The organism is Skermania sp. ID1734, assembly GCF_007489285.1.
Lineage (GTDB): Bacteria > Actinomycetota > Actinomycetes > Mycobacteriales > Mycobacteriaceae > ID1734.
The window spans coordinates 186,101-198,992 of sequence record NZ_VLIY01000006.1; the positions used below are offsets into that span (position 1 = coordinate 186,101).

A 12,892-nucleotide genomic window follows, 5' to 3' on the forward strand; every position below is an offset into this window, starting at 1 on the left:
CGAACGCGGGTGCGGGGCGATGATGGACGAGGTCGTATTCGGTCGCTACCGGCTGCTGGACGTAATCGGCCAGGGCGGAATGGGACGCGTGTATCGCGCCACCGATACCCGGCTCGACCGCCCGGTCGCGGTGAAGGTGTTGCCCCAATTGCTGGCCGACGACGAGCGATATCGCGAACGCTTCCGGGGTGAGGCACGCAAGGCGGGCGCGCTGCGCGACCCGCACGTGATCCCCATCCACGACGCCGACGAGATCGACGGGCATCTGTATCTGTGTATGGAGCTCATCGACGGTGAAGATCTGTCCAAGATTCTGGCGCGCGAGGGAGCGCTGCGGCCGAAGCGGGCCGTGTCGATCATCAGCCAGGCCGCCAGCGCGCTGGACACCGCCCATGCCCAGGGCCTGATCCATCGCGACGTGAAGCCGTCGAACTTGCTCGTGGCGCGTCGCGACTTCGTGTATCTCATCGATTTCGGCATCGCTCGCGCCTCTGGCGAAGTGGGACTCACGACCGCGGGTGCGGCAATCGGCAGCCTGCCCTACATGGCGCCGGAGCGGTTCACCAGCGACGTCATCGACGCCCGCACCGACGTCTATGCACTGGCCTGCGTGTTGCACGAATGCCTCACCGGGACAACGCCGTATGGCGGGGGACCGGAACGACAGTTCTACCACCACCTCAACACGGTGCCGCCGCGGCCGAGCACCCTCGTCGGTGACGCCGTGGTCGGACTCGACGCGGTGATCGCTCGCGGCATGGCCAAGCTTCCCGACCGCCGCTATCAATCCGCGGGCGAACTCGCGGCGGCCGCCGAGGAAGTGATATCCAGCAGCGCGTCCACATCGCCCATGGAGCGGACGCGGATCTCCACCGGGACGAATTTCGCGGAGGCGGTCACCGAGCTCGAGGTGGTGCCATGCCGGATCGGCGTCGTCGAGGACCACGAATCCACCGTGCTCGGACTGAAGGGGATGTTGGCCGACGAGCGGGATCTGACGATCGTGGCGACCGCGCCCACCGTGCCCGAACTCCTCGCCATCACGTCGACGCTGGATCTGGTGATCCTCGATCTGCGACTGCCGGACGGGTCCACGCCGTCGGGCAATGTTGCGCTATTGCGGGACAAGGGAATCGAGGCCCTGGTGTTCACGTCGGGTGAGGAGCAGCAGCTGGTTCGGGCCGCCGCGCGGGCCGGCGTGCTGGGCGTGGTGCGCAAGTCCGAGCGCTCTCCTGTTGTGGTGCAAGCTATTCGGGACGCGGTCGCCGGCCGCCAGGTGGTCACGACGGACTGGGCGGCGGCGATCGACGCCGACTGGGAATTCACCGAGGCGAACCTGACACCGCGCCAGCGTCAAGTGCTCGAATTGTTCGCGTCGGGTGAACCCGCACCCCGAGTCTCGGCGATGACGGGGTTGTCGGAGGAGACCTTGACGGCGTACCTCGGCCGGATCCGGCAGAAGTACGGGGGCCTGCGAGATCAGACTCAGTAGCAGCTTTACGTCGCATGCCGGCGGCCGGCTCTGGTCTGGCCGGGGGCTGGCGAACGCGACGACGGCGCTCGAGCGCACCTACCGCATAGTGTGCCTGGCCATCGGGGTGGCGGGCGTGCTGTTTCAACTCGTGCTCAATCCACCGCTTCCAACTCAATTGGCGTGGTCGGCTCCATGGGGCAACGCTCTGGGCGCCCTCTGCGTGCTGTTGCCGCCGCTGGTAATGGTGGTCGGTGCGGCGTGGTTGCCGATTACCTGGCTGCGCGCGGTCGTGAGCGTCTGGGTGGCGGGTTCCGTCGTCGTGTATGCGCTGGTTCCATGGTTCGCCACGCGCGCTCACGTGCAGGTCGACTCGGGCACGTTCTGGATCAACGCGACACCGCCCGGGGTCTGTGCGGCCGCGGTGCTGATCATGCCCGGGTGGCTGGTGGCTGCCTACATCCCGGTTCAGGTCGGGATGGGCGCGTTCGTCTGGTGGTGGGTGGCCATCGATCCGGGGGTCTTCCGGGTGAGCCAGGCGTTCGTCGGGCAGACGTTGCTGGGCCTGGTGTTCGCCGGAATCATGTTGCGAGCCTTGGGCAGTGCCGCCACGCTGGACGCCGACACCGAAACGCTGCGTAGCGCGGCCGCGCACCGTGCCGAAGTGTCCGCGCGCTCGGTCGAGCGGGCTCGGTTGGACGGTCTGGTGCACGACACGGTGCTGGCCGCCTTGCTGACGGGTGGCCGCGGCGGCGACGCGGTGGTCGCCTGCAATGCCGCGCGGGTGGCGATCGAGACCCTCGACGGTTTGACCGCCGACAACGCCGCGGACGCCGTCCTGCCGCTCGCTGAATTCGTCGCCCGGCTGAAGCAGAGTTGCACGACCATTTGCCCGGCGGTTCGATTTTCGATGTCTGGCGGTGATTCAGACTGTGCACTGTCGGTCAGTGTTGCCCAGTTGCTCCGCGATGTGAGCGGTGAGGCGTTGCGCAACAGCATGCGACACGCAGACCTGCCCGGTCGCACTGTGATTCGACGGGTCGACGCACATATCGCCGAGGGCAACATCGTGGTCCGCGTGGCCGATGACGGAGCGGGCTTCGACCCGCAACGAGTGTCCAGGGCGCGCCTGGGCCTGCAGATCGCACACTCTCGGGTGCAACGCTGTGAGGGCGCGCGGTTGCGGATCAGCGCCGCGCCAGGCAAAGGCACCGTCGTGGAAGTGGTTGCGCCGACGGGCAGCTCGGTAACGGCGCTGGCGGAGACGGCAGCCCCCGACATTGGGCAATCGCGGTCGACCGATGCACCGACGATGGTGCGGTTTTACAGCCGGGCCGCCGTCGTTTTGGCCGTCACCTGGATCACCGGCGAATCCATGCGCGCCTGGGACGATCCGAGCATGCTCGGCGTCCCCTTCGCCGTCGCGCTCATTGCGTTGTTCATCGGTGCGGCCATCCTGTGCCGGCCCGGTCCCGACCCTATGCCGGTGCGACCGGCAGCAGCGATGGCGGTCATCCCCGTCGTGGTGGCGGTGTGCAACATCGTGACCATGGCGCGGGCCGACGCGCCGTCGCCGATGTATGCCACCTGGGCGTGGACACCGGCGGCGCTGCTCATGGGTTTTCTCACCGTACGTGGGCGGTTCGGGCTCGCCTGGATCGGAGCGTTGAGCGCGGCCGCCACGTACACCGGCTGGGAGGCCGTGTCGCACCATCCCGTGCAGGGCAGTTTCTACGGGCAGCTGCCGTGGCAACTGGCGCTCACCGTCGTGTGCACGCTGTTCGCGATCGGAATGCGCAGGCAGGTCCGGCGGATCAACAGCATTCGCGAGCGCACGGTCGTGGTGACCGCTGATCGCGCCCGTGCCGTGGCTCGATTGCGTGAGCGCGACGAGCAACTGGCCTACCTCGACGACATCGCCCGCCCGGTGCTTGCGCTTATCCGTCGGGACGGCACGCTCGACGACGCCGAACGGTTGGCCGCCTTGCTGGTGGAGGCGCGGCTGCGTGATCGCATCCGTGCGCGCGGCATCGCCAGCGAAGAGTTGCTCGATGCGGCCACCCGGGCCAGGGCGCGCGGGGTCGAGGTGGTGCTGCTCAACGACGGTCAACCGCCGACGGATCGGGTGGATGCGATTGTGCAGACGGCGATCAGCGAACTGGATCGGGCGACCGGGTCTCGCGTGACAATCCGTATCCTGCCGCCGGGTCGTCGGATGGCCTGCACCATCGTGCACGCCGATGCCGAGAACCGGCGGGTGGAGATTCCGGGTAGCGCGGCAGAACCGGCTCCCGCTCTCTCGCCGCCCTAGATCACTGCGGTAGATCGACGCCGAGAATGTCGACCAGGACCGCGGCGAGCGTCGGGTCGGATCCGGTGGCTAATCGCCGCAGCTGCGCACCGGTGACCGCGGCGACGACCGCGGTTGCTCTACGCTCCGGCTCGGGCACCCCGAGCGCGCCCAACACCGTCGCGGCGAGGTCGTCATAGGCGGCGAAGCACCGCGCGGCGGCGTCGCGCAGTTCCGGGTCTCGGCCGGCCTGCAGGTAGAGCTCGAAGGTCGCGAATTGTCCTTCGGTGAACGACAATTCGCGCGCAATCCGTTCCACCGTTGCCGCCGCCTCCGCCAGCGTGAGCACGCTGTCCTGCAACTGCGTGGTGAGTTCTTGGAGGCGCCGCGTCTCGTCGGTGACGAAACTGAGCAGCGACTCGCGCAGCAGATCGGTCTGTGTGGGGAAGTGGTAGGTGATCGATCCGAGGGAAACTTCTGCCTCGGCGGCGATTCGACGGTTCGACACCGCCGCCACGCCACTGGTCGCGACGATGTGCAGTGCGGCCGCCAGAATGCGCTCGCGTGCGCTCACCACCATTGCTCCGGCCGCTGCAGATCCCACCGCAGCTCCGATTCTAGCTGGGCCGCAACCGAAATGAGCCTGGGCTCGGCATTTGCATTGCCCATCAGTTGCGCGCCGATGGGCAGGCCGTCGTCGGTAAACCCGGCCGGGACATTGACGCTGGGCCAGCCCAGGACATTCCACGGCCACGCGTAAGGACAAGCGGCGGTGATGAGTTTGTCGGTGGCCCAGGAGCTTTGGTTGTCCATGGCATCTACCCGCGGGGGCGGGGTGGCGGTGGTTGGCGCGAGGACGATGTCGAAGTCGGTGAAGATGGCGCCGATCTGCTTGTGCAGGAGCCGTTCGGCCCGGCGCGCAGCTCGCAGCGGCAACCCGCCCAGCAGTTGTCCCGTGCGCGCTGTCGCACGGGTCCGCGCGTCGACGAGCGTGCGGTCGGGAACTCGTCGCAACCAGGCGTCGACCCCCGCGGTGGCGCGCGGCAGGAACGACGCGGACAGCAGCAGGTTGTATGCCGGGTCGGCGATCGTGACGGTATGGCCGAGCCTGCGCAGCGTCGCGGCGATCCGCTCCACGCCCGCGCGAACCTGCGGGTCCAGCGCGGTGCGCGTGGCGGTGAACGGAATCCGGTACGACAGCGCGATGCGAAGTGGTCCGGGATCGGCGGTGACCGCGTCGACGGCCGAAATCGGCTGCGGCCGGTGCAGATCCCCGTCGTGATTGCCGGAGCAGACGTCGAGCAGCAGTGCGGCGTCCGCGACTGTCCGGGCGAGCGGGCCGTTGACGGTGATGCCGTTGAAAGCTTCCGCGTCCGGCCAGGTGGAGATGCGCCCACGCTGAGGTTTGATGCCCACCAGGTTGGTCCAGGCGGCCGGAATGCGCACCGACCCGGCACCGTCGGATCCCAACGCGGCAGGCACGAGTCCCGCGGCGACGGCGGCGGCGCTGCCGCCGGAGGAACCACCGGGAGTGCGGTCGCGGTTCCACGGGTTGCGCGAGTAGCCAAAAGCGGCGCCGTCGGTGAAGGGCCACTGGCCGAGTTCGCAGGTGTTGGTCTTGCCGACGATCACGGCGCCGGCCGCACGGAGGCGTCGGACCACCTCGGCGTCTTCGGTTTTGCGCGGGAAGTCGCCGGCGCACCCGAAGGCCGTTGGCTCACCGGCTATGTCGGTGTCGTCCTTGATGGCGATCGGCACCCCGAGCAGCGGAAGGTCCGTGCCCTGCGTGAGTGCCCGGTCCGCGGCGGCGGCCTCGTCGAGCGCGGCATGGCGCACAACACGGAAGGCGTTCAGCGTCGATTGGCTGCTGTCGATGCGGTCGAGCGCGTCGGAGACGGCGTGGGTCGAGGTGATCCGGCCGTCTCTGAGTGCGGCGGCGAAATCCTGCAAACCGACGTCGGTCAGGTTCATCGATCCTCCTGTTCGTTCGAACGAACAGTATCACGAATCTGCGGGCCGCGCTTCCCGCAACCTGTCGCCCCACCGTGGGAGAATGAACCAATGCGGCCGTATCGAGACAATGCAGTTGTCTTGCGGCAGCATAAGCTCGGCGAGGCGGACCGGATCGTCACGCTGCTCACCCAGCAGCACGGGCTGGTCCGCGCGGTCGCCAAGGGTGTGCGGCGCACAAAGTCGAAGTTCGGCGCGCGGCTCGAGCCGTTCGCGCATATCGACCTGCAACTGCATCCGGGCCGCAATCTCGACATAGTCACCCAGGTGCACACCGTGGACGCGTTCGCCGGCGACATCGTCAACGACTACGGCCGCTACACCACCGCCTGTGCCGTGCTCGAGACCGCGGAGCGGCTTTCCGGCGAAGAACGCGCACCGGCCCCGCGTCTGCACCACCTCACGGTCGGGGCGCTGCGGGCGATGAGTGAGCGGCACCGGCCCGCGCAACTGATCCTCGACGCATACCTGTTGCGGGCCATGGGGATTTCCGGCTGGGCGCCGGCGCTGGACGAGTGCGCGCGGTGCGCCACGCCCGGACCGCATCGGGCATTCCACGTGGCCGCCGGGGGAGCGGTGTGCGTGCACTGCCGGCCCGCCGGATCGGCGATACCCTCACCCGGCGTGCTCGACCTGATGGAGGCCTTGCGTCGCGGCGATTGGGCCTTCACCGAGACGATCTCCGAATCGGTCCAGCGTCAGGCCAGCGGCCTGACCGCGGCGCACCTGCAGTGGCACCTCGAACGGCAACTGCGCACCCTGCCGTTGATCGAGCGCCATCAGCCCCACGCGGAAATCGCGGTCGGGCAGGATAGGGACCGTGATTCGACGCCGCGAACCGCTAGCAGCGCCTAGCCGCACCATCCGGCCACCGAGCCCACACCCGTCCGGCGCCCGGCCGCCGCGACTGCAACCGGAACTGGTGCCACAACATGTCGCGCTGGTCATGGACGGCAACGGCCGGTGGGCACAGGAGCGCGGACTGCCGCGCACCGCCGGGCACGAGCGCGGCGAGGCGGTGCTCATGGACACCGTCGAGGGCTGCATCGAGATCGGCGTGAAATGGCTTTCCGCGTACGCGTTCTCCACCGAGAACTGGCGCCGAAGTCCTGAAGAGGTGCGCTTCCTCATGGGATTCAACCGCGACGTCATCCGCCGCCGCCGCGACGAAATGCACGCCATGGGTGTGCGGGTGCGCTGGGCTGGGCGTCGGCCGCGGTTGTGGCGCAGCGTAATCAAGGAGCTCGAGGTTGCCGAGGAGCTGACGAAAGACAACGACGTCATGACCCTGACCATGTGCGTCAACTACGGGGGTCGGGCCGAAATCGCCGACGCCGCACGCGAAATCGCGCGACGTGCCGCGGCCGGTCAACTCGACCCCGAGCGAATCACCGAGTCCACTTTCGCGCGCTATCTCGACGAGCCCGAGATGCCCGACGTCGACCTGTTTCTGCGGCCGTCCGGGGAGTTACGCACCTCGAACTTCATGCTGTGGCAGTCCGCATATGCCGAATTCGTGTTCCAGGACAAGCTTTTTCCCGATTTCGACCGACGTGATCTGTGGGCCGCGTGTGTGGAATATGCCTCCCGTGACCGACGCTTCGGCGGCGTGAAGGACGATGACGATGAGTGACCTGGCTGCCGAAGAACTGCAGGAACGTGCCCGTGCCGCGCTCGCGGCGCTGATGGAGGTGCGGGTCAACGACGACGGGTCGCTGGGTTTCGAATACGGCGGCGCGCTGTGTTCGTTGCGGGCCGTGACCTTGTCGCCGGGGCTCGACGTGCTCTCCATGACATGCGTACTCGCGTGGGACCGGCCGCTGCGACCGGCGTTGCACAAGCGGGTGGCAGACCGCAACAACGCGCTGCAGTTCGGCACGATCACCATCATCGGCAACGGCAAACTCGCCGACGTCATCATGCGCTACACGTTTCCGGCGGTCGGCCTCAGCGATGAAGCGTTGACGACGATGCTGCTGCTGGTGCTTTCCGGTGCGGATCGCAGCCGGCAGGGGTTGCTGCCGTAAGGGTCAGCTGCACTTGTTGCACACGCCGAAGACCTCGACTGTATGACTCACCTGTGTGAAGCCGTGCTTGTCGGCGATCGACTGCGACCACTGCTCGACAGTCGGGCCTTCGACCTCCACGGTGTAGCCGCACTTGCGGCAGACCAGGTGATGGTGGTGCCCCGACGAGCACCGGCGGTACACGGATTCTCCTGTGTCCGTGCGCAATACGTCGACGGTGCCGGCGTCGGCGAGGGTTTGCAGCGTGCGGTAAACGGTGGTGAGCCCGATGCCGTCGCCGCGTCTGCGCAGTTCGTCATGGAGTTCCTGCGCCGATCGGAATTCGTCGATGTCGTCGAGCAGTGCCGAGATGGCGCTGCGCTGGCGGGTGCTGCGAGTGCGTGTCCGCTCGGTCAACCGCTCAGCCTTCCTCGGCGTGGGCGACCGCATCGACGACTATGTGCGCAAGATGCTCGTCGGCGAGTTCGTAAAGAACCTCACGACCGGTCCGGTTGCCGCGCACGATTCCTGCGGCCTTGAGCACCCGCAGATGCTGGCTGATCAGTGGCTGCGCGACGCCGAGTGCGCCGACAAGTTCGTGCACGCAGCGCGGCGACGCCTGGAGCTGCAGAACTATCGCGATGCGGACCGGCGCCGCGAGGGCGCGCAAAATTTCGCCCGCGGAGTCGAGAGTCGCTTTGGGCGGCGGCGGTGAAACCGGTATCTCGGGGTAGTGATCGGCGCCCACGGTGCCTGGCTCGTGGCCGACGGTGCCCAATTGAATCCTCCACTACTGGCCTTATTGCAAATCAATTCCATGTTGGTATGCCGATTTGTGCATGTCAAACATGCGGTGGGCGCACCCCAACCCCCGTGCGTGAAACTTCACGCGGGAGCGTGAAGTTTCACGCACGGGGGTTGGACGGCTGAGCAGAGGCGACGGGCAGGTTCGAGCACCGATACGGCGACCATCCGACAACCATCGTGTGCTGCGCCGATACGCTTGGGGCGCGTACCGGCACGCACCGCACCGAGATGGAGTACCGACACCGTGGCACCTAAGTCCAAGATCGACACCGTCGCCAACCTGGCCAAGCGCAGAGGTCTGGTCTATCCGTGCGGCGAGATCTACGGCGGTACCAAGTCGGCGTGGGATTACGGTCCCCTCGGAGTAGAGCTCAAGGAAAACATCAAGAAGCAGTGGTGGCGCTCGATCGTCACCGGCCGCGACGATGTGGTCGGCCTCGACTCGTCGGTGATCCTGCCGCGTCAGGTGTGGGAAGCGTCCGGTCACGTCGAGACGTTCACGGATCCGCTCGTCGAGTCGTTGATCACCCACAAGCGCTACCGCGCCGACCACCTGATCGAGGCCTACGAGGAGAAACACGGCCACCCGCCGGCCAACGGCTTGGCCGACATCCGTGACCCGGAGACCGGTGAACCCGGGCAGTGGACCGAACCAAAGCCGTTCTCGGGCCTGCTCAAGACCTTCCTGGGCCCGGTCGACAACGAAGAGGGCCTGCATTACCTGCGCCCGGAAACCGCGCAGGGCATCTTCGTCAACTTCGCGAATGTGCTGACCACTTCGCGCAAGAAGCCGCCGTTCGGCATCGCCCAGATCGGCAAGAGCTTCCGCAACGAGATCACCCCCGGCAACTTCATCTTCCGCACCCGCGAGTTCGAGCAGATGGAGATGGAATTCTTCGTCAAGCCGGGCGAGGACGAACAGTGGCATCAGTACTGGATCGACACCCGCCTCGACTGGTACACCGGCCTCGGCATCGACCCGAAGAACCTGCGTCTGTACGAGCACCCGAAAGAAAAGCTGTCGCACTACTCGACGCGCACGGTGGATATCGAGTACCGCTTCTGCTTCCAGGGCAGCGAGTGGGGCGAGCTCGAGGGTGTCGCCAACCGGACCGACTTCGACCTCACTACTCATTCGAAGCATTCCGGCACCGAACTGAGCTACTTCGACCAGGTCACCGGCGAGCGCTACATTCCCTACGTCATCGAGCCGGCGGCCGGCCTGACGCGCTCGTTGATGGCTTTCCTGGTCGACGCCTACGCCGAAGACGAGGCGCCGAATGCCAAGGGCGGCGTCGACAAACGGACCGTTCTGAGACTGGATCGCCGACTCGCGCCCATCAAGGCCGCAGTTCTGCCGCTGAGCCGCAACGCCGATCTGACGCCGAAAGCGCGTGATCTCGCCACTGCATTGCGTCAGTTCTGGAACGTCGACTTCGACGATGCCGGTGCGATCGGGCGCCGTTACCGTCGTCAGGACGAGATCGGTACCCCGTTCTGCATCACGGTCGACTTCGACACCCTCGACGACCAGGCGGTCACCGTGCGTGAGCGCGACTCGATGGAGCAGGACCGGGTCGCGCTCGACCAGGTGCCGGGTTACCTGGCGCAGCGCTTGATCGGAGCTTGAGAAGGGCCGCTAGACCCGAATCTCGAAGATGCGGAACTCTCGTCCGCCCGAACGCCGATGCTCCATCTCATAGCCGGGCCAGAACTTGACCGCGGTGTTCCACGCCTCTTTGCGCTCGACACCCTCGAGCAAACGTGAGGTGGCTGCGGTTTGCTGGCCGCGTTCGCGGATGCCGACGTTCGTGGCGGCCTTCAGGTTCGCCGACCACGCCGGATGCTTCACCTCGCCCCAGCCGGAGCCGACGAGCAGCTTGCGATCGCCGTCGGGCACGTAAAGCAGTGGCGTCGTACGGGGGATGCCCGTCTTTCGTCCTGGAACAGTCAGTTGTACCGACGGCAATCCCGCGACATCGAGCACGCCCATCCGGCCGCGGGTAAGCCAGCGCACGAACGCCTCGAGCCGCATGATGAGTGGCCGCATGCGCATCACCCACTCGTGGGTGGCGAGGTATCGGGCGAAGCGCGGTAACGGGTTGGTAAGCACTAATCAAGGCTAGCCAGTCGCCACGGTTGGCTGGGTGTGCCCATGCCCACCCGTGAGCTAGTCGAATTGCACGCGATTTTGCGCGGACGATGTGCATTTCGACTAGCTCGACCTGCGTCTAGAACCGGCCACCTCGACCCATCCGCCCAGAACTGCTCGAACCGCCGGATGAGCCGCCTCGGTAACCGCCGTAACCGCCGCGGCCACGCATTGAGCCGCGCAGGAAGCTGTCCAACAAAATCCCGCCGAGAACCGCCCCGGCGTCGGAACCCGAACTCGACGATGGCGCGCGACTCTGCCATTGCGCCACATCCGCCTGGGCGACCATGAGCGCGCGGGAGGCGAGTTGTGCAGCGGACTGGGCGTGACTGAGCGCGGCCGATCGGTCGGCGTTGCGGACTTGCTGTGCCTGCGTGAGTTGCCGTTGCGCTTCGGCAAGGCGGGTGCGTGCCTGGGCATTGACGGCTCCGCGCCTGGTGGCGATGTAGTCGCTGGCCGCAGCTATCTGAGCGTTCGCGGTGCTGAGGGCTTGGTCGATCTGTTGTTGCAGACGTTGGGCATCGCGCTGCGCAGTACCGGCAGCAGCCAGTGCCTTGTCGAGTTCGACGTCCGCGGCGGCGAGTGCGGTGAAACTACCGAGGGGGTCGGTATCCTTCGCCGCCTCGGCCCGCGCGATCGCCTGCTCGGCACTCGCCCTGGCGAGTGCGAGCGGTCCACCACCGTAGGCGGAAAGTGTTGTTGCCGCGGCGATATCACGCCTCGCATCGTCGAGCGCCGAGGGCAGCGCGGCGATAGCATGCCGGATGTTCTCGCCCGCATGGTCGACCGCGTCGAGTAGCGAAACGCATTGCGACAACGCGCTTTCGGCGGATCGTATGGCGTCCACCGCGGGCCCCTGTCGACCCGGCGGCAGCGCTATCGACTCGCGCGCCGACGCCATGGCCTGTTCGGCGAGGGCAAGGCGTTCGCGAGCGATCCGCACGTTGTCGTGCACCGGCGCCAGTGCTGGCGCAGGGAACTCGCCGCTCAGTCGCATCAGTGTTGCTTCCGATTCGGGGATGCGCGTGGTGATTTCGACGACCCGCTGGGTGAGCGCATCCAGGCGCTGCGGAGCGTCGATGAGCAGGTCGCGCATGTCGTCGAATTCTTTGACCTTGGCGCTGAGCTCGTCACCCGCGGTGGCGCACGTGGTGATCAGTTCTACCAACATGTGCCGTCGCTCCTCGGCCGTCTCGGGCACGGCGTCATCGAGGCGTTGACGGATTGCGAATGCCCGCGCCAGAGTGCTTTTCGCCTGCTCGAACGCGGTGACGAACGGTTGCACCGCAGCATCACCGAATTCCGAACGGGCGATGTCAAGTTCCTCTGCAGTGCTGTGCGCAGCGTTGTCCATCTGTACGAGCATGTCTTTCGCCCGCTGATCAAGCGCGGGTAGCGCAAGGGCGGCAAGGGCATCTGCGTCCCGCGGGTCGACGTGCCGCGCCCGGTCGAGATCTGCGCGGGCTCGGTCGCGGTTGCGCTTGCGGCGGTAGAGCATCACCCCGCCAGCGCCGACGACTACGACCGCCCCGCCGATCGCCACCGGCCCGATCGGAAATCCGTTGCCTGCCATTGCCGTACTGAGGCCAGCTGCCGTCGCCACTGCAGCTCCCGCCCAATCGCCTTGGTGCAGAGCCGGCTCGATCGCGTTGATCGTGATGTCGTCGATGTCGCCGCTGCCTACGTTGGCCAGGCCCGACGGAACGTCGAAGTAGTAGGCCCGGTCCTTGATCGCCACCGCGAGCAACACATCACGGTCGCCCAGCCCCGACATCGCGACGGTCTGCGCCGCCCAGTCCTGCGGGCCTTGGCCGGCGAAGTCGGCGACGTAAACCACCCAGAGTCGCACCTTGTGGTCGGTGTAGAGGGCGTCTATCGCGCGTTGCACCTGCGCGCGTCCGGCGGCATCGAGCGCAGCTACCTCGTCGGTGACCTGAGTGGGCAGTCGCTGGGGCGGGTCTGCGCGACCGATGGTCGGGCTGGCCAGCGTCAACGCGCCGAGCAGCAGAAGCAGGCCGGCCAAGCGGGGCCACACAGACGACGGCATGAGGTCGAACTTATCCGCAATTGTCCGGTCTGTCGCATTGTCTCCGGGGGTCGTCTCTGCCTGTTGTCGCGCGGACGCGCAGCCTCGCTGCCGGGTCCTCGGCGCACCG

Annotated in this window: 12 protein-coding genes; 6 read left to right on the plus strand and 6 right to left on the minus strand. The window is 67.0% G+C overall.

Annotated elements, in window-relative coordinates; all coding sequences use genetic code 11:
- Nucleotides 1-19: 19 nt before the first annotated feature.
- Nucleotides 20-1,492: a protein kinase gene (locus FOS14_RS09635; protein ID WP_143770073.1), complete on the plus strand. Its 1,473-nt coding sequence runs from the start codon at nt 20-22 to the stop codon at nt 1,490-1,492.
- 115 nt (nt 1,493-1,607) lie between these two features.
- Nucleotides 1,608-3,782 carry a sensor histidine kinase gene (locus tag FOS14_RS09640; RefSeq protein ID WP_143770074.1) on the plus strand — a complete coding sequence of 725 codons (2,175 nt, stop codon included), beginning with the start codon at nt 1,608-1,610 and terminating at the stop codon, nt 3,780-3,782.
- Between the two features lies 1 nt (nt 3,783).
- Here the strand turns inward: FOS14_RS09640 and FOS14_RS09645 are convergent, their stop codons facing one another.
- A complete protein-coding gene (locus FOS14_RS09645) occupies nt 3,784-4,341 on the minus strand; it encodes a TetR/AcrR family transcriptional regulator (RefSeq protein WP_143770185.1) in 558 nt (185 codons plus the stop codon).
- The gene (locus FOS14_RS09650) at nt 4,332-5,732 is read right to left on the minus strand and encodes an amidase (protein WP_143770075.1); all 1,401 of its coding nucleotides are present in this window, start codon (nt 5,730-5,732) and stop codon (nt 4,332-4,334) included. The genes FOS14_RS09645 and FOS14_RS09650 overlap by 10 nt, the downstream gene beginning before the upstream one ends.
- Before the next feature lie 90 nt (nt 5,733-5,822).
- Here FOS14_RS09650 and recO point away from each other — a divergent pair, with 90 nt between their 5' ends.
- From recO to FOS14_RS09665, 3 genes are read left to right on the plus strand one after another with little or no spacing between them, the layout of a single operon-like run.
- Nucleotides 5,823-6,626 (plus strand): DNA repair protein RecO, encoded by an 804-nt coding sequence (gene recO / locus FOS14_RS09655; protein ID WP_143770076.1) that lies wholly within the window; start codon nt 5,823-5,825, stop codon nt 6,624-6,626.
- A complete protein-coding gene (locus tag FOS14_RS09660; RefSeq protein WP_143770077.1) occupies nt 6,592-7,404 on the plus strand; it encodes an isoprenyl transferase in 813 nt (270 codons plus the stop codon). The genes recO and FOS14_RS09660 overlap by 35 nt, the downstream gene beginning before the upstream one ends.
- Nucleotides 7,397-7,798 (plus strand): YbjN domain-containing protein, encoded by a 402-nt coding sequence (locus FOS14_RS09665; protein WP_370512200.1) that lies wholly within the window; start codon nt 7,397-7,399, stop codon nt 7,796-7,798. Before FOS14_RS09660 ends, FOS14_RS09665 begins: the two co-directional genes overlap by 8 nt.
- Before the next feature lie 3 nt (nt 7,799-7,801).
- Here the strand turns inward: FOS14_RS09665 and FOS14_RS09670 are convergent, their stop codons facing one another.
- Nucleotides 7,802-8,194: a Fur family transcriptional regulator gene (locus tag FOS14_RS09670; protein WP_255450197.1), complete on the minus strand. Its 393-nt coding sequence runs from the start codon at nt 8,192-8,194 to the stop codon at nt 7,802-7,804.
- A gap of 4 nt (nt 8,195-8,198) precedes the next feature.
- Nucleotides 8,199-8,525: a helix-turn-helix transcriptional regulator gene (locus FOS14_RS09675; RefSeq protein ID WP_255450219.1), complete on the minus strand. Its 327-nt coding sequence runs from the start codon at nt 8,523-8,525 to the stop codon at nt 8,199-8,201.
- A 303-nt stretch (nt 8,526-8,828) separates the two neighbouring features.
- Between FOS14_RS09675 and FOS14_RS09680 the strand changes: the two genes are divergently transcribed.
- Complete coding sequence (locus FOS14_RS09680) at nt 8,829-10,214, plus strand: glycine--tRNA ligase (RefSeq protein ID WP_143770081.1); 1,386 nt, start codon at nt 8,829-8,831, stop codon at nt 10,212-10,214.
- A gap of 9 nt (nt 10,215-10,223) precedes the next feature.
- Here FOS14_RS09680 and FOS14_RS09685 read toward each other — a convergent pair whose 3' ends face one another.
- The gene (locus FOS14_RS09685) at nt 10,224-10,697 is read right to left on the minus strand and encodes a nitroreductase family deazaflavin-dependent oxidoreductase (protein ID WP_255450198.1); all 474 of its coding nucleotides are present in this window, start codon (nt 10,695-10,697) and stop codon (nt 10,224-10,226) included.
- 118 nt (nt 10,698-10,815) lie between these two features.
- A complete protein-coding gene (locus FOS14_RS09690; protein WP_143770082.1) occupies nt 10,816-12,783 on the minus strand; it encodes a TPM domain-containing protein in 1,968 nt (655 codons plus the stop codon).
- Nucleotides 12,784-12,892 lie beyond the last annotated feature (109 nt).

Excerpts from the sequence above, each read along its gene's own strand:
- FOS14_RS09650 (WP_143770075.1), bottom strand. The coding sequence starts at position 5,732 with ATGAACCTGACCGACGTCGGTTTGCAGGATTTCGCCGCCGCACTCAGA.
- FOS14_RS09645 (WP_143770185.1), bottom strand. The coding sequence starts at position 4,341 with ATGGTGGTGAGCGCACGCGAGCGCATTCTGGCGGCCGCACTGCACATC.
- FOS14_RS09635 (WP_143770073.1), top strand. The coding sequence starts at position 20 with ATGATGGACGAGGTCGTATTCGGTCGCTACCGGCTGCTGGACGTAATC.
- recO (WP_143770076.1), top strand. The coding sequence starts at position 5,823 with ATGCGGCCGTATCGAGACAATGCAGTTGTCTTGCGGCAGCATAAGCTC.
- FOS14_RS09690 (WP_143770082.1), bottom strand. The coding sequence starts at position 12,783 with ATGCCGTCGTCTGTGTGGCCCCGCTTGGCCGGCCTGCTTCTGCTGCTC.
- FOS14_RS09665 (WP_370512200.1), top strand. The coding sequence starts at position 7,397 with ATGAGTGACCTGGCTGCCGAAGAACTGCAGGAACGTGCCCGTGCCGCG.